13 protein-coding genes and 1 tRNA gene are annotated in these 15,383 nt (G+C 64.5%); 11 read left to right on the top strand and 3 right to left on the bottom strand.

Annotation, left to right across the window (positions count from 1 at the left end):
- Window positions 1–59 precede the first annotated feature (59 nt).
- The 9 genes from I6F33_RS28755 (at window position 60) to I6F33_RS28715 (ending at window position 10,332) form a co-directional block, all read left to right on the top strand.
- Window positions 60–836, top strand: coding sequence for an ABC transporter ATP-binding protein (locus tag I6F33_RS28755; RefSeq protein WP_225134715.1), 777 nt, complete (start codon window positions 60–62; stop codon window positions 834–836).
- A complete protein-coding gene (locus tag I6F33_RS28750; protein ID WP_057025905.1) occupies window positions 833–1,555 on the top strand; it encodes an ABC transporter ATP-binding protein in 723 nt (240 codons plus the stop codon). The genes I6F33_RS28755 and I6F33_RS28750 overlap by 4 nt, the downstream gene beginning before the upstream one ends.
- Window positions 1,552–2,562 carry a branched-chain amino acid ABC transporter permease gene (locus I6F33_RS28745; RefSeq protein WP_036002397.1) on the top strand — a complete coding sequence of 337 codons (1,011 nt, stop codon included), beginning with the start codon at window positions 1,552–1,554 and terminating at the stop codon, window positions 2,560–2,562. Before I6F33_RS28750 ends, I6F33_RS28745 begins: the two co-directional genes overlap by 4 nt.
- Window positions 2,559–3,644 (top strand): branched-chain amino acid ABC transporter permease, encoded by a 1,086-nt coding sequence (locus I6F33_RS28740; protein WP_225144832.1) that lies wholly within the window; start codon window positions 2,559–2,561, stop codon window positions 3,642–3,644. Before I6F33_RS28745 ends, I6F33_RS28740 begins: the two co-directional genes overlap by 4 nt.
- A 176-nt stretch (window positions 3,645–3,820) precedes the next feature.
- Entirely contained in the window at window positions 3,821–6,931 is a 3,111-nt protein-coding gene (locus tag I6F33_RS28735; RefSeq protein ID WP_225144831.1) for an EAL domain-containing protein, read from the top strand.
- Window positions 6,931–7,968 carry a diguanylate cyclase gene (locus I6F33_RS28730; RefSeq protein WP_225113287.1) on the top strand — a complete coding sequence of 346 codons (1,038 nt, stop codon included), beginning with the start codon at window positions 6,931–6,933 and terminating at the stop codon, window positions 7,966–7,968. The genes I6F33_RS28735 and I6F33_RS28730 overlap by 1 nt, the downstream gene beginning before the upstream one ends.
- A gap of 63 nt (window positions 7,969–8,031) precedes the next feature.
- Window positions 8,032–8,108 (top strand) — tRNA-Arg (locus I6F33_RS28725).
- A gap of 385 nt (window positions 8,109–8,493) precedes the next feature.
- Window positions 8,494–9,327: a helix-turn-helix domain-containing protein gene (locus tag I6F33_RS28720; RefSeq protein ID WP_225144830.1), complete on the top strand. Its 834-nt coding sequence runs from the start codon at window positions 8,494–8,496 to the stop codon at window positions 9,325–9,327.
- Between the two features lie 129 nt (window positions 9,328–9,456).
- On the top strand, window positions 9,457–10,332 hold the full coding sequence (locus I6F33_RS28715) for an SDR family oxidoreductase (protein ID WP_225144829.1): 876 nt from the start codon (window positions 9,457–9,459) through the stop codon (window positions 10,330–10,332).
- A gap of 226 nt (window positions 10,333–10,558) precedes the next feature.
- Here I6F33_RS28715 and I6F33_RS28710 read toward each other — a convergent pair whose 3' ends face one another.
- Both I6F33_RS28710 and I6F33_RS28705 read right to left on the bottom strand, forming a co-directional pair.
- A complete protein-coding gene (locus I6F33_RS28710) occupies window positions 10,559–10,768 on the bottom strand; it encodes a hypothetical protein (protein WP_225113284.1) in 210 nt (69 codons plus the stop codon).
- A gap of 96 nt (window positions 10,769–10,864) precedes the next feature.
- Window positions 10,865–11,308: a TspO/MBR family protein gene (locus tag I6F33_RS28705; RefSeq protein WP_225144828.1), complete on the bottom strand. Its 444-nt coding sequence runs from the start codon at window positions 11,306–11,308 to the stop codon at window positions 10,865–10,867.
- Window positions 11,309–11,614: 306 nt separating this feature from the next.
- Between I6F33_RS28705 and I6F33_RS28700 the strand changes: the two genes are divergently transcribed.
- Window positions 11,615–13,549 (top strand): acyltransferase family protein, encoded by a 1,935-nt coding sequence (locus I6F33_RS28700; RefSeq protein ID WP_225144827.1) that lies wholly within the window; start codon window positions 11,615–11,617, stop codon window positions 13,547–13,549.
- Window positions 13,550–13,742: 193 nt separating this feature from the next.
- A complete protein-coding gene (dinB, locus tag I6F33_RS28695; RefSeq protein WP_225144826.1) occupies window positions 13,743–14,843 on the top strand; it encodes a DNA polymerase IV in 1,101 nt (366 codons plus the stop codon).
- 99 nt (window positions 14,844–14,942) lie between these two features.
- Here the strand turns inward: dinB and I6F33_RS28690 are convergent, their stop codons facing one another.
- On the bottom strand, window positions 14,943–15,236 hold the full coding sequence (locus tag I6F33_RS28690; RefSeq protein WP_036002585.1) for a hypothetical protein: 294 nt from the start codon (window positions 15,234–15,236) through the stop codon (window positions 14,943–14,945).
- Between the last annotated feature and the right edge of the window lie 147 nt (window positions 15,237–15,383).

Here is a 15,383-nt window from a genome sequence, read left to right as displayed (position 1 = left end):
GGGAGGGAGCGCAGCGTGACCTGCGGATCTATCTCGTTTCATCATTTGCCAGACTCTCCATGCCGCTCACCCTCGAAACCCGCGACCTCACCATCCGCTTCGGCGGCCATGTCGCGGTCAACAATGTCTCCTGCACGTTTCGCCCGGGCGAGCTGACCGCCATCGTCGGGCCGAACGGCGCCGGCAAGACCACCTATTTCAATCTGATCTCGGGCCAGCTGCGGGCATCCGGCGGCAGCATCCTGTTCGACGGCGCCGACATCACCGAGCATTCCGCACCAATGCGCACCCGTGCGGGTCTCGGACGTGCTTTCCAGCTCACCAATCTCTTCCCGAACCTCTCAGTGGAAGAGAATGTCCGCCTCGCAGTGCAGGCGGCAGCGGGCACGCATTACGACATGCTGCGGCCCTGGATGGTGCGCCGCGACCTGATCGCGCGCGCCGACGCCATCCTCGACCAGGTCGCGCTCGGCAATCGCCGCGGCGTCACTGCGACCGCGTTGTCGCATGGCGACCAGCGCAAGCTCGAGGTGGCGCTGATGATCGCGCTCGAGCCAAAAGTCTTCATGTTCGACGAACCGACCGCCGGCATGAGCATCGACGAGGTGCCGATCGTCCTGAACCTGATCGCGCAGCTCAAGCAGGACAGGAGCAAGATCATCCTCCTGGTCGAGCACAAGATGGATGTGGTGCGCTCGCTCGCCGACCGCATCATCGTGCTGCATAACGGGCAGCTGGTGGCGGACGGCGCACCCGCCGAGGTGATCGCCTCGCCGATCGTGCAGGAAGCCTATCTCGGCGTCGCGCCCAAAAGCGCTGCAGGGAGTGCAGCATGAGCGATCTCCTCAAGCTTTCCGGCGTGCACACCCATATCGGGCGCTATCACATCCTGCAGGGCATCGATCTCGCCGTTGCGGAAGGACAGGTCACGATGCTGCTCGGCCGCAACGGCGCCGGCAAGACCACGACGCTGCGGACCATCATAGGCCTGTGGCAGGCCTCGAAAGGCGAGATCACCCTGGCAGGCCAGCGCATCGAGAGCCTTGCGACGCCCGACATCGCGCGGCTCGGCGTCGGCTACGTGCCGGAGAGCATGGCCGTGTTCTCCGATCTCACGGTGAAGGAGAACCTGGTGCTGGCGGCGCGCGACGCGCCGCTCGACGACAAGCAGCTGGATTGGATCTTCGGCTTCTTCCCGGCGCTGCGCCGCTTCTGGCTGTCGCGCGCGGGAAGCCTGTCGGGCGGGCAGAAGCAGATGCTGTCGATTGCGCGCGCGATCGTCGAGCCGCGCAAGCTGCTCCTGATCGACGAGCCGACCAAGGGCCTCGCGCCCGCCATCGTGATGGCGCTGATCGAGTGCCTGAAGGAGATCAAGCGCAAGGGCGCCACGATCCTGATGGTCGAGCAGAATTTCTTTGCCGCCCGCGAGCTCGGCGACAACGTGCTGGTGATGGACAACGGCACCATCGTTCATCGCGGCGAGATGGCGGCACTCGCCGCCGACGTGCCGCTGCAGGAGCGGCTGCTCGGCCTGAGCCTGGAGGCGCATCAGTGACAGACCTTGCCGCAACCGATCCGCTGCCGAAGCCGAAACGCGATCTCGCGCCGATCCTGCTGCCGCTCGCGCTCGCGCTGCTGATGATCCCGCTGATCGGATCGACCTCGTCCTGGCTGACGCTGACCGTCGCGAGCCTCGCCATGGGCATGATGATCTTCATCATGGCCTCAGGGCTAACGCTGGTGTTCGGCCTGATGGACGTGCTCAATTTCGGCCACGGCGCCTTCATCGCCGTCGGCGCCTATGTCGCGACCCTGGTGCTGGCGCCGTTCGCGGCGTCCATCCAGGCCGATTCGCTCTGGATGAACCTCGCGGTGCTGGGGCCAGCCGCGCTGCTCTCAATGGCGGTGTCGGGTGCGCTCGGCCTCGTCGTCGAGCGCGTGCTGATCCTCCCCGTCTACGGCCAGCACCTGAAGCAGATCCTGATGACCACCGGCGGCCTGATCGTCGCCGAGCAGACGCTCTATGCGCTGTGGGGGCCGCAGATCATCCCGATGCCTCTGCCGGCCTCGCTCCGCGGCTCCTTCATCATCGGCGACGTCGCGATCGCCAAGTACCGCGTGCTGGCGATGCTGATCGGGCTTTCCGTCTTCATCGCGATCCAGCTCGTGCTCAACCGCACCAAGCTCGGCCTCCTGATCCGCGCCGGCGTCGAGAATCGCGAGATGGTGGAGGCGCTCGGCTACCGCATCCGCCGCCTGTTCCTCGGCGTGTTCATGACCGGATCGGCGCTGGCCGGTCTCGGCGGCGTGATGTGGGCGCTTTACCGCGAGCAGGTGCACGCCTCCATGAGTGACGACCTCACCGTCCTGATCTTCATCGTCGTCATCATCGGCGGGTTGGGATCGATCGGCGGCTGCTTCATCGGCGCCATCCTCGTCGCCATGGTCGCCAATTACGGCGGCTTCCTGGTGCCGAAGCTCGCCCTCGTCTCCAACATCCTGCTGATGGTCGCCATTCTGATGTGGCGGCCGCGCGGCCTCTATGCAGTGACCAGCCGATGATGATCCTCTCAGGCGATCCGCCGCGCAGCCGCGTCCTGACGCTCGTTCTCGTCGTCATCATCCTGGCGCTGGCGGCAACGCCATTCCTGTTCCCGGGCGCCAAGGCACTGAACGTCGCGGCCAAGATCTGCATCTTCGCAGCCCTCGTCGCCTCCTACGATCTCCTGCTCGGCTATACCGGCTCGGTGTCGTTCGCCCACACCATGTTCTACGGCATCGGCAGCTACGCGATCGCGATCGCGCTGTACGGCATGGGTCCGAACTGGGCCGCGGTCGCCACCGGCATCGTCGCCGGCCTGCCGCTCGCTGCCCTGCTTGCGCTCGCGATCGGGCTGTTCTCGCTGCGGGTCGCTGCGATCTTCTTCGCCATGATCACGCTTGCGGTCGCCTCGGCCTTCCAGGTGCTGGCCTCGCAGCTGTCCTGGCTGACCGGTGGTGAGGACGGGCGCAGCTTCCAGCTGCCGGAGCTGCTGCGCCCCGGCACGGTGCTGATCTCCAAGAACCTGTTCGGCTTCGAGATCAACGGCCGCATCCTGACCTTCTACCTGGTGTTCGCGATCTCGGCCCTGATGATCCTCGCGCTGCTGCGCGTCGTGAACTCGCCGTTCGGGCGCGTGCTGCAGGCGATCCGCGAGAACCGCTTTCGCGCCGAGGCGCTCGGCTTCCGCACCGTGTTCCACCTGACCTACGCCAACTGCCTCGCCGCCCTCGTCGCGGCCAGCGCCGGCATCCTGAATGCGCTGTGGCTGCGCTATGCCGGTCCCGACACCTCGCTGAGCTTCTCCATCATGCTGGACATCCTGCTGATGGTGGTGATCGGCGGCATGGGCACGATCTACGGCGCGATCATCGGCGCAACCATCTTCATCCTCGCCCAGAACTATCTGCAGTCGCTGATGGGCGTCGCCTCCAAGGCGGCGGGCGAAGCCGGGCTGCCGTTGCTGCCGGGGTTGTTGCATCCCGACCGCTGGCTGCTGTGGCTCGGGCTGCTATTCATCGCCAGCGTCTATTTCTTCCCGACCGGCGTGGTCGGACGGCTGCGCCATGGCGGCGGCAAGAAGACCGCCGGACCCGGGCATTAACCGATGATTCACGATGCGGCGCCGCGATTGCAGCGCGCGCGACAGAAGCGCCGCGTGCGATGGGCGCAGCGCTAGGATGGATGCGATCACACGAGCCGGATTAATGCTTAGGTAACTGGCTTTCCTAAGGTTTGCGCCATTTGTGCGGTGTATTCGTGGTCCTCCAGCGAGGGGGAATGCGCCAGGTCTTTGCCAGCGTAGCAGCCGGAATGTCTCGAGCCGCGAGGAACGGCTGGGAGGCCTTGGCGCGGCGTGGTCCCGTCCTGTGGCTGACCCTGTGCGGCGTGCTTCTGGTCGCGGGAATCTTCATCGCCACGGCCATCGCCGTCGGCGAGTTTCGCGAGCGGACCCTCGCCAACCGCGAACGCGAGCTCGAGAACACGGTGAAGCTGATCGCGCGGCATTTCGATCAGCAATTCGAGGATTCCGACGTCGTCGCCGCCGACCTGATCGGACAGATGAACCTGCCGGAGATCACCTCGCCTGCGATGTTCCGCGAGCGCCTGTCCGGGCCTGCCGCCAACCAGATGCTGCGCAGCAAGATGAGCTCCGTGTCGTATCTCGGCGACATCGCGATCTACGATGCCGAGGGCGAGCTGATCAACTGGTCGCGGGCCCAGCCGCTGCCCAAGATCAACGTCTCCTCACGCGCCTATTTCAAGACATTCAAACTGAATCCGCAGTCCGAGCCGGTGCTTCTGGAATCGGTCCGCAGCTTCATCATCAACAAATGGACCACGATCGTCGCACGCCGCTTGAACGGCGCGGACGGCGCCTTCCTCGGCGCGATGGTCCGGCGGATCAATCCGGACAGCTACCAGCACTACTTCGCCTCCGTCGCCCTCGGCGAGGGTACGGCCATCTCCCTGTTCGACCGCGAAGGCAAGATGCTGGCGCGTCATCCGCATCGCGAAGAGCTGATCGGGCGGAACTTCAGGGATGCGCCACTGATGAAGAAGGTGCTGGCGCAAGGTGGTCATCAGAGCCACCGCGGCAACAGCCCGATCGACGGCGAGGAGCGGCTCGGTTCGGCCGCCTCGCTGAAGCACTTTCCGCTGGTCATCATCGCCACCAACACCACAGCGGCCGCGCTCGCGGACTGGCGCCAGCAGACCGGCTTCCTGGTGGCGACCGCTGCCCTCTCGGCCGCCACCATCGCGCTGATCCTCTATCTGATCATCCGCCAGATCAACCGGCAGAACCGCGAGGCCCAGCAGCGGATCGAGGCGGAGCGGCTGCGGCTCGACACCGCCCTCAACAACATGTCGCAAGGGCTGATCCTGTACGACGCGGGCGGCACCATCGTCACCTGCAACCGCCGCTACGCCGACATGTTCGGCCTGTCCCACGACGTCATCAAGCCCGGCTGCCACATCCGCGAGGCGATGTATCATCGCAAGGAGCGCGGCGCATTCGATGGCGATGTCGAAGCGTTTTGCGCCGACGTCATGAGGGTCGTCGCCGAAGGCACGGTCTCGACGAGAACGCATCAGCTGGCCAACGGCCGCGCCTTCCAGGTCATCAACACGCCGCTCGCGCAGGGCGGCTGGGTCGCCACGATCGAGGACATCACCGAGCAGCGCAATCTGGAGCAGGAGCGCGACCGCAACTACACCTTCCTGCGCGAGATCATCGACCATATCCCGTCACGGATCACCGTGAAGGATGCCCGCACGCGGCGCTACCTGCTGGCCAACCAGGTGGCCGAGCAACAACTCGGCGAAACCAGCAAGACGATCGTCGGCAAGACCGCGTTCGATCTCTATCCGGCAGAAACCGCCGGGATCATCACCCGGGACGACGACAAGCTGCTGCAATCGCCGGACGGGCTGTTCCTGGACGAGCACGTGTGGACCACGCCAAGCATCGGACGGCGCTACATCACGTCCACCCGGATCGGAATCCGCGACAGGTCGGGCGAGCCGCGCTACATCATCAATGTCGTCGAGGACGTCACGGAGCGGCGGCGCGATCACGAGAAGATCGCGCATATGGCGCATTACGACGCTCTGACCGACCTGCCGAACCGGGCCCTGTTCCGCGAGCAGATCGAATGCGAGCTGGAGAAGGTCGCCGAGGGCGGCCAGTTTGCGCTGCTCTACATCGACGTCGACGAGTTCAAGGGCATCAACGATTCGCTCGGTCATCACGTCGGCGACGAGCTGTTGAAGGCGATAGGCGGCCGTCTGCGCGGCTGTCTCAAGCAGGGCGATTTGATCGCGCGGCTCGGGGGCGACGAATTCGCCGTGATCCAGACCGACATCGGGTCTTCCGCCGACGTGCTGTCCTTCGTGAAGCGGATCTACCAGGCGATCCGGCAGCCCTATCATTGCCTCGGCCATCAGCTCTCCACCGATGCCAGCATCGGCATCGCGCTGGCGCCCCAGGACGGCGCCGATCTCGATCAGCTGGTCAAGAACGCCGACCTCGCCATGTACGGGGCCAAGGCCGAGGGGCGGCGCACCCACCGCTTCTTCGAGCCCGCAATGGATGCCTGCGCCAAGGCACGCCTCAGCATGGAGCAGGATTTACGCCAGGCCCTCGTCAACGGCGGCTTCGAGATTCACTATCAGCCGCTGGTCGACCTGCGCTCGGGTGAAGTCTCCGGCTGCGAGGCGCTGCTGCGCTGGCGCCATCCCCAGCGCGGCATGGTGTCGCCGGCGGAGTTCATTCCGGTCGCCGAGGACACCGGCCTCATCACCGAGCTCGGCGACTGGGTGCTGCGCACCGCCTGCAGTGAGGCCGCGACCTGGCCGGCGCATGTGCGCCTCGCGGTCAACGTCTCGCCCGTGCAGCTCAAATGCGACACGCTGGCGCTGCGAATCGCGGGCGCGCTCGCCGCCTCCGGCCTCGACCCGCGCCGGCTCGAGCTCGAGATCACCGAGGCCGTGCTGATCCGCGACGACGAGGCGGCGCTCTCGATCCTGCACCAGTTGCGGTCGATCGGCGTGCGCATCGCGCTCGACGATTTCGGCACCGGCTATTCCTCGCTGAGCTATCTGAAGCGCTTCCCGTTCGACAAGATCAAGATCGACCGCTGCTTCGTCGTCGACATCGCCGAGGCGAGCGGCTCGCCCATCATCGTGCAGGCGGTGGTGAACATCGCGGCCGCCAGCAGCATGACCACGGTCGCCGAGGGCGTCGAGACCGAGGCGCAGCGCGACATGCTGCGCGCGCTCGGCTGCACGCAGATGCAGGGCTATCTGTTCAGTGCACCGAAGCCGGCCAGCGAGGTACGCAAGCTGTTCGGTACCTCCGATGGCTTGCCCGTGGCTGCGGTGGCCTGATGCCGAAGTCGCGCAAGGCGCTCGACGTCGCCGATTCCTACGCCGTCCGGCTGATGCAGCACCTCGTGGTGCCGACCTTCGTGATTGACCCGAAGCGCCGCGTCGTGATCTGGAACAGAGCCTGCGAGCGGCTGACCGGCGTCGGGGCCGCCGAAGTGATCGGCACCAGCAAGCACTGGCAGGCATTCTACGAGACGAAGCGCCCCTGCCTTGCCGACCTCGTCGCGCTCGACCGGCCCGAGCAGTTGCCGGAGTATTATTCGGAATATGCCGCGCGCGGCCACAACGGGCTCGGCTTCTCGGCGGAGAACTGGTGCGTGATGCCCAAACTCGGCAGCCAGCTCTATCTCGCCATCGACGCCGGCCCGATCCACGACGAGGCCGGCAACCTGATCGCGGTGGTGGAGACGCTGCGCGACCTCACCGACCAGAAGCGCGCCGAGATGGCGCTGAAGGAGCTCGCGACCAAGGACGGGCTCACTGGCCTCGCGAACCGCCGCGCCTTCGACCAGATGCTGCTCGGCGAATGGGCCCGTGCCCAGCGCACGCAGAAGCCGCTGGCGCTGCTGTTCGTCGACGTCGACCATTTCAAGCTGTTCAACGACCAGCACGGCCACCAGAGCGGCGACGAGTGCCTGCGCGCGGTCGCTGACGTCGTCAGCCGGCATGCGGTGCGCCCGCTCGACCTCGCCAGCCGCTATGGCGGCGAGGAGTTTGCGCTGATCCTCCCCGACATGGATTGCGACAGCGCCTGCATGGTGGCCGAGGCGATCCGCTGCGCCGTGATGGCCTTGGCGATCGCCCATGGCGCGATCGGCGCCGGCGACCACGTTACCCTCAGCGTCGGCGTCGCAAGCCATATTCCCGGCGGTGCCGACGGCGGCCCCGACCGGCTGCTCGGCGCGGCCGACGAGGCGCTCTATGTCGCCAAACGCCTCGGCCGCAACCGCGTCATCTGCGCCGACAGGAGTTTGGCCGAATTCGCCGCCCTCGGCGGCAAGCCGGTTCCGGACCCGGTCAGGCGCAAATCGGCCTGAAGCGCGCTTCCATCGAGAAGCGGTTGCCCGCCCCGCGCCAATCGGCTAAATGAACCTCGACTAGCACCCGTAGCTCAGCTGGATAGAGCGTTGCCCTCCGAAGGCAAAGGTCACACGTTCGAATCGTGTCGGGTGCGCCATTTTGTGATTTGCGCGATATTGTCACCGATTGACGCGCAGCTCCCTCGATGCGGCGCGCTACCTCAACTAGCCCTACCTCAACTAGCCCTCGGCAGGCAGCTTCATCTGGCCGGTCGCTTCATCAATCTCCCTGATGGCCTGTATCGCGAAGCACACCCCAGATCAGGATAGAGTGACCAAGCGCGAAGCAGCGGAATGTCGCTCGCGCTACCGAACCGCCCCACATTCACCAGAGCCTTTTCGATCACGTCTTCGATGCAACGGCCTCGGCTCGCAGCCAGTTCTGCCCGCCGGAGCCTCTCTCCCGGAGCAACGAATGTTACCGATTGGCGGCGAGATACCGGGCTTGATGCGACGTACACCGTCCCCCAAATCTCACGTCGGATGTTCAATCGCATCGACATAGCCCGGTTCACATGGGGGAGCGTGCGCGTAGCGCACCTCCGTCTGCCGCCCGCGGCGGACGCAGGTGATGCATCGCTCGCGCTGCCTGGAGCGATCGCGGTGGGGTTTAACGGCCAGAAGAACGCCGCTGTAATGCTGGCGAATGGACGCACGGTCGCTCGCGATGCGCCTGCCGGAACAATCGGTCTGACCGGCGGAGAACCGGTCAAATGGGTGCGAACAACTTCGCCCGCTGAAGTGGTAGAAATTTCAGCGGATGGCTCGCTGCGGAGGCAAATTGCCGAGGAACTTGGTGCTGAGGGCCATGCCGATCTTGCCGATATTCATGGCTGGGAGAACTTTCACGCATGGGCGATCGTTGACCGTTTCCGCGCAGCCGCGCGCGGGAGGCATCATTTGAACGACGCCGAACGCGATTCATTGGTGCGGACCCTCTACGCGATTGTCTTGTGCGGAAAATTCGGAGGGCGGGCGATCGAGCGCTCAAAAGGCTCGCTGGATACTCGGCGCCTGCGCAGAGTGCTGGATTTTGTAGAAGCACACACCGCCACGGATCTGACGCTCGCGCGGCTGGCCGAAGTTGCGGCACTAAGTCCGTTTCACTTTGCCAGGGCGTTCAAGGCCGCCACCGGATCTCCGCCGCATCAATATGTGTCGAGCCGCCGCCTAGAGCACGCGCGCCAACGCCTTCGGAACACGCCCGATAGCGTTGAAGCGATCGCCGCCGACCTCGGCTATTCGAACATCAATCATTTTCGTCGTCAGTTCCGTGCCCGGACAGGTCTGTTGCCGTCTGATATCCGCGCGCGCTGAAGCAAAAGACAGCAAGAATCGACCTGCCGCGCAGCGGCCTCATGCCTCTAGGTTCGCGTGACCGGAGAGCCAAGCCGTTTTTGTGAACGACGGCCTGCTGACATGCTGAAGCGGAGGCGCAGGATAACCATGACTCAAAACGAAAACATTTGGCTATCGCGTCGTTCGATGACACTTGGCATCACCGCGGCGGCGGCTACGGCGGCTGCAGTCGGTCGAACAGACGCCCAAACGAATCAGTCGGGAGACCCAACCCGTGTTCTCGCGGGAAAAGTCGCGCTAATCACCGGAGGGCCGCGCAATCTCGGCCGCGCATATGCAGCAGGACTCGCAGCGGACGGTGCGAGCATCATGATCCACTATCATGACGCGGGCGATCGAGCTGATGCCGAGACTGCAGCGCACCTTGTCCGCGCACAGGGTGCTCGTGCCGCCACTATCGAAGGCGAACTCCACGAAATGCCGACTCATTCGCGCCTCGTGGAGGCGACGCTGCGCGAATTCGGTCGCATCGACATACTGATCAACAACGCCGGTCGCATGGTCAAGAAGCCGGTGGCCGAAATCAGCGAGGCCGAATACGACGACGTGTTCGGAGTGAACGCCAAGGCGAGCTTTTTCATAATGAAGGAGGTGAGCCGTCATCTTCCGGACGGTGGGCGAATCATTAATGCATGCTCGTCGCTGATCGACGGCTACCTTCCCAACTATGCGTTATATCAGGGATCGAAAGCAGCTCTCGAACAGTTCACGCGCTCCATGGCGCGCGAACTCGGGCCTCGCGGTGTCACGGTCAATGCCGTTGCGCCCGGACCGATAGATACACCCTTCTATCGGGCGCCCGAGGACGCGGCCGCCATCGCCTACGCGACGCGTCTTTCTGTAGCGGGGCGCCTCGGCACGGTCTCCGACGTCGTTCCGCTGATTCGGTTCCTTGCGTCGCCAGCATCGCATTGGGTCACGGGCCAGACTGTCTACATTAACGGCGGCTACACCGGGCGATAAACTACTCGAAAGCGACGCACGAAAGATCTTTCGATCTCATCATTGGCGGCATTGCGTAAGATTTGTCCGGGCGTTCGATATCCCCCGGGCACAATCCGGAGCTGCTCGCGATGCTGACCCCGGCGCTGGGCAGCGCACTGGACGAGAGCTCCGCGCGCAGGAAGCAGCGCCTCTCACCCACTGACCCGCAGCACCCGAACCGTGAAGACGAGCACGAGGCCGGCCCTCACGTCAGCATCGCGATGATCGCCTGGAGCTGGTCGGACGCTGCCGTCACCAATCCATCGTATGACGTGTGGCCGTGTGCGGCGGCGTTCAGGATGCATTCGGCGACGGCCGCTTTCAGGCCGAACACGGATTGATGCGCCGGTACGCTTGCCATCACGGTCTCCAATGCCTGACGCATCGTGTGAATGAGCTCGGAGCTGTATTGCATGGGCCTTGTCCTCCGCGGGCTCATATGGAAGCACAGGCTACGGCTTGCCACTCACAAGCGTGAGATCGTTTTTTGAATCCATCCGGACTGAGCGCCTCAATTCAAGCGCCAGATCGCCGCATTGAGCACACCGGCGAACGCGACCCAGGCTGCGTAGGGCACGAACAATGCGGCGGCGAGCCTGTCGCGTGACAGCTCGAGACCGATGTAGGTCACGATCGCGATGAACAGGCCGACGAGAATGACGAGCGCGGCGCCGATCTGGTGCATCGTGAACATGACCGGAGACCAAATGAAGTTGAGCGCCATTTGCGCCGCCCAGGCCAGCATCGCCTTGCCCCTGGGCTCACGGCGAAAGGTCCGCCATCCCGCAACACCGATCAGAACGTAAAGGATGGTCCAGGCGATCGGGAACGCCCAGTTCGGCGGGACGAAGCTCGGCTTGGCAAGGCCGGCATACCATTCACCGGGGGGATTGGTCGCGCCGATCAACCAGCCGGTGCCGACGACGCCCGCCACGAAGACCAACAACTGAAGCATCCGTCACCTCGCCCTTCTCATCATCCGATTGTAACATCCTTCCATGAGCCAATCCGACTCGATGCCTGGCGCAGCCGCGGCCGTGCGACGAGAAGCGATGCGCTGAGCGCCATGGCAAAGTCCTGCGTCTTCTCGCAGCAGCGTCGGATGGGTTGCCGACGTTGACGGAGACGGCCTGACCGGGGCGAGCCCGATTGGGGGGAATTCGGCCCGTCCTGCGGTTGAGGAACGCATGCGGGCGCGCTAAAGGCAAGCGGGCGCACGCGGATCCGCAGTCGGACGAACCGCCGCCAGTGGATTCAGCACTTGGTTACAAAGCTATCCCATCGACGCGACATTGACGGGCTCCGGGCGATCGCCGTCTTGAGCGTATTCCTCTATCATTTGGACGTTCCGCCGTTCGGCGGCGGCTTCGTTGGCGTCGACCTGTTTTTCGTCGTGTCCGGCTATCTGATCTCTCGGATCATTCTCAGCGAGGCAGATCGCGGCGAATTTTCGCTCCAGCGATTTTACGAGCGCCGCATCCGGCGCCTCTTTCCCGCAGCGATCGTCACCATCATCGGCATCTTGGCCGTCGGTGGCCTCTGGTTTTCTCCGGAGCTTTTCAAGGGCCTGACTCAAGACGCCGTGGCTACGCTGGTATCGGTCTCGAATTTCTACTTCTGGCGCGGCAGCCACGCCTATTTCGCCAACTCGACCGATCCCAGCCCCGTGCTTCACTTCTGGTCGCTGGCCGTCGAGGAGCAATTCTATCTGTTTTGGCCCGTGTTCATTCTGCTGGGGCGCCGATTGCTCGGTCGCGCACTGCCTTTGCTCATTCTTGGCATCGCAATTCTTTCGCTCGGCGTCGCGCAAGCGACACTCGCAACCGACAGCTCGGGTGCTTTCTACCTGCCGACCTGTCGCGCCTTCGAATTTGCGATCGGAGCGCTGGTCATCTTTGCTGAGCAGAGGCTGACCTTCCCGGCCGGAGCGCGCTCGCTGTTGGCTGCCGCCGGATCCGCCTTGATCGCTTACGCGGTCGTCAGCTTCGACAGTGCGACCTCCTTCCCTGGCGCGACGGCCCTCATCCCATGCCTGGGTGCAGCCTGCGTGATCTTGGCGGGTGAGCGTCACGTCCTTTCGCCTGTCCTGACCAATCCGCTGAGTGCGGGGATCGGGCTGGTGTCCTACTCGCTCTACCTCGTGCACTGGCCCCTGATCGTCTACGCAAACTACATCCTGGGCGATGACGCCAAGTCGGTTGCGGTGAAAGTGCTGATCGTCGCCCTCGCGATGGCGCTGGCTGCGCTGATGTATCGGCTGATCGAACAGCCTTATCGCGCGGGTCGCTCGTCACTGCTGCGAGTCGCCGGCCCCGCCGCCGCGACGATCGTCGCGCTCGCGATTGTTGCATTTGTGGCCAACCGCCAAGATGGCTGGCCATGGCGGCTCCCGGCACAGGCCCGCGAGGTCGCCGATCTGCAGCGATTCGGCTTCTGGCCGTGCGCCAAGAGCGCACAATCGAAATGTGCCTTCGGTTCATTGAGCGACCCCGTTGGCGTGCAAGTGCTCGGCGACTCCTTCGCCGAGCATTATGTCGCAGCGCTGGACCCGGCGGCAAAGCGCGCCGCCGTCCGGGGAGAGGCCTATACGGCCGAAGGTTGTCCGTTGCTCGTCGGGCTGGTGCGAACAGCGTTCGACGGCTCGCAGGACTGCAAACGCCAGCGCGATACCTACCTCGCCGCGATCAGGCAGAACCAGGCTCCAATCGTGCTCAGCCAATCCTGGATGACTTACGGCAATGCGCTCCGCAACGAGCTCGCGCCGGAGGTCAATGCACCGGCCCTGCAGGTCTGGCGGGCCGGCATCGAGAACACGATCCATGAGCTCGGCGGCAGCGGACGGCGCATCCTGATCATAGCGCCCGGAGTCGAGCCGGGCTGCCGCAGCCCGATGTCCCGCTTCGCACCGGGACCCCTCTGGCACGCACCAAGCAAGCCCTGTCCTGCCGTGCCCCTTGATCGCGTGCAGGCCGACAATCGCGAATTCCACGCCATGCTCGAGGAGATCCGGAGCCGCTACCCGAACCAGGTCTTTCTGCTCTATCCAGAACGCTATTTGTGCGGAGAAGCCGAGTGTCCGACCGCCATGGACGGCCTCTGGCTCTATTGGGACGTCAATCACCTCACGGTCGCAGGTGCGCAGCGCGTTGGCGACGGAGCCTCAAGCCAGCTCCTTGAGTTCATCCGTGGCAAGTAGGAGCCTCTGCCTCTCCCAAGCGATCGCGGCCGAGCCGAAGCCATCTCGACTGAACGGAACTGACGAGCGCCTCTCGTCACGAGCCTAAGATGGCTTTTGACCCTGCCCCGATTGTGCAGCTCAATTCAGCCGCCGGATCGACGGAAGCATCCCTCAGCTCGCGCATCTCCCCAGGCGATTGTATCATCTTTCCATGAGCGAATCCGACCCGACGACCGGCGAGCCCTCGCCTGTCCGCAAGATCATCCATATCGACATGGATGCGTTCTATGCCTCTGTGGAGCAGCGCGACAATCCGGAGCTGCGCGGCAAGCCGGTCGCGGTCGGCGGCTCCGCGGAACGCGGCGTCGTTGCGGCTGCGAGCTACGAGGCTCGAAAGTTCGGCGTTCGCTCGGCCATGCCGTCGGTGACGGCGAAGCGGCAATGTCCCGACCTGATCTTCGTCAGGCCGCGCTTCGAGGTCTACAAGGCGATCTCCAGGCAAATCCGCGACATCTTTGCCGAGCACACGCCCGTCATCGAGCCGCTGTCGCTCGACGAAGCCTATCTCGACGTGACGGAGAACCTGCAAGGCATCCCGCTGGCGCGGGACATCGCGCTCGAGATCCGCGCGAAGATCAAGGCGGAGACCGGCCTCACCGCGTCGGCGGGCATCTCCTACAACAAGTTTCTGGCCAAGCTCGCGTCCGATCATCGCAAGCCGAACGGCCAGTTCGTGATCTCGCCGGAGATGGGGCCGGCCTTCGTCGAGCCGCTGCCGGTCGGCAAATTCCACGGCATCGGTCCGGCGACGGCTGCGAAGATGAACGCGCTCGGCCTGTTCACCGGCCGGGACATCCGCAACCAATCGCTGGAGTTCATGAACGCGAATTTCGGCAAGTCAGGCGCGTATTATTATTGGATATCGCGCGGCGTCGACGAGCGGCCGGTCCGCGCCAACCGGATCCGCAAATCCGTCGGCGCGGAGAACACGTTCTCGACCGACCTCGATGCGTTCGACGCGCTTGCCGCCGAGCTAAGGCCGCTCGTCGACAAGGTCTGGCGGCATTGCGAGGCGACGGGCAATCGCGGCCGCACCGTCACCCTGAAGATCAAATTCGCCGATTTCGAGATCATCACGCGCAGCCGATCCGTCGCGGCGCCCGTTGCCGGACGCGACGATCTGGAGCGGCTGGCCTGCGGCCTGCTCGAAGCCGAGATGCCGCTGCCCAAGCGCGTCAGGCTGCTTGGGGTCTCGCTGTCGTCGCTCCACGCCGCCGGCGAGTCGGAGCCGCAGCTGACGCTAGGCATCTGAACGCGGCCCAAGCTTCGGCGACGGAGCGCACCAGGCGCGACGAACGGCGGCGGATCTTCCGACCCGCCACCGATTGAGGTCGATCGCGCGCGAAGGTACTCAATGCTTCATATGCTCGAACACCACGATCACGCCGGTCGGTTCGGGCTCATGCGCCATCAGGCGCGTCAGGTCGGAATCGCCCCAATCAGCGAGGCTGACGACCTCGCCGCTCTCGCGGTCGCTGCCGAGCGATCCCGTCGGCTCGAGCACCTTGAGGCCCATCTCGTCGACGAAGAAGGTGTGCTCGCCGAACATGCTGTTGAGCTGCGGCATCGCCGGATGTTCGTCGGGCAGCACCTGAGCGCCGAGCTGGTTGACGGTCTGCTTCACCTGTTCAGATGTGAGCTTCATGAGCTGCTCCGTTGTTGTATCCGGTTTCATCGAGCCAGGCGGGAGCGAGCATTCCCTGCGCCCTTATGCGCCTGGCTCAGAGTCCCGAACAGGTGCTGCGGACAAATGTTCCTGCGAAATGTATTTCGTGATCGCGGGGTTTCATCG

Source organism: Bradyrhizobium sp. BRP20, assembly GCF_020194215.1.
GTDB classification, from domain to species: domain Bacteria; phylum Pseudomonadota; class Alphaproteobacteria; order Rhizobiales; family Xanthobacteraceae; genus Bradyrhizobium; species Bradyrhizobium yuanmingense.
This window is presented reverse-complemented; position numbering and strand designations above follow the sequence as displayed.

What these genes read in the sequence shown, in the direction of transcription:
- I6F33_RS28755 (WP_225134715.1), top strand. Translation starts at nt 60, where the DNA reads ATGCCGCTCACCCTCGAAACCCGCGACCTCACCATCCGCTTCGGCGGC.
- I6F33_RS28750 (WP_057025905.1), top strand. Translation starts at nt 833, where the DNA reads ATGAGCGATCTCCTCAAGCTTTCCGGCGTGCACACCCATATCGGGCGC.
- I6F33_RS28740 (WP_225144832.1), top strand. Translation starts at nt 2,559, where the DNA reads ATGATGATCCTCTCAGGCGATCCGCCGCGCAGCCGCGTCCTGACGCTC.
- I6F33_RS28735 (WP_225144831.1), top strand. Translation starts at nt 3,821, where the DNA reads ATGCGCCAGGTCTTTGCCAGCGTAGCAGCCGGAATGTCTCGAGCCGCG.
- I6F33_RS28730 (WP_225113287.1), top strand. Translation starts at nt 6,931, where the DNA reads ATGCCGAAGTCGCGCAAGGCGCTCGACGTCGCCGATTCCTACGCCGTC.
- I6F33_RS28720 (WP_225144830.1), top strand. Translation starts at nt 8,494, where the DNA reads ATGTTCAATCGCATCGACATAGCCCGGTTCACATGGGGGAGCGTGCGC.
- I6F33_RS28715 (WP_225144829.1), top strand. Translation starts at nt 9,457, where the DNA reads ATGACTCAAAACGAAAACATTTGGCTATCGCGTCGTTCGATGACACTT.
- I6F33_RS28710 (WP_225113284.1), bottom strand. Translation starts at nt 10,768, where the DNA reads ATGCAATACAGCTCCGAGCTCATTCACACGATGCGTCAGGCATTGGAG.
- I6F33_RS28705 (WP_225144828.1), bottom strand. Translation starts at nt 11,308, where the DNA reads ATGCTTCAGTTGTTGGTCTTCGTGGCGGGCGTCGTCGGCACCGGCTGG.
- dinB (WP_225144826.1), top strand. Translation starts at nt 13,743, where the DNA reads ATGAGCGAATCCGACCCGACGACCGGCGAGCCCTCGCCTGTCCGCAAG.
- I6F33_RS28690 (WP_036002585.1), bottom strand. Translation starts at nt 15,236, where the DNA reads ATGAAGCTCACATCTGAACAGGTGAAGCAGACCGTCAACCAGCTCGGC.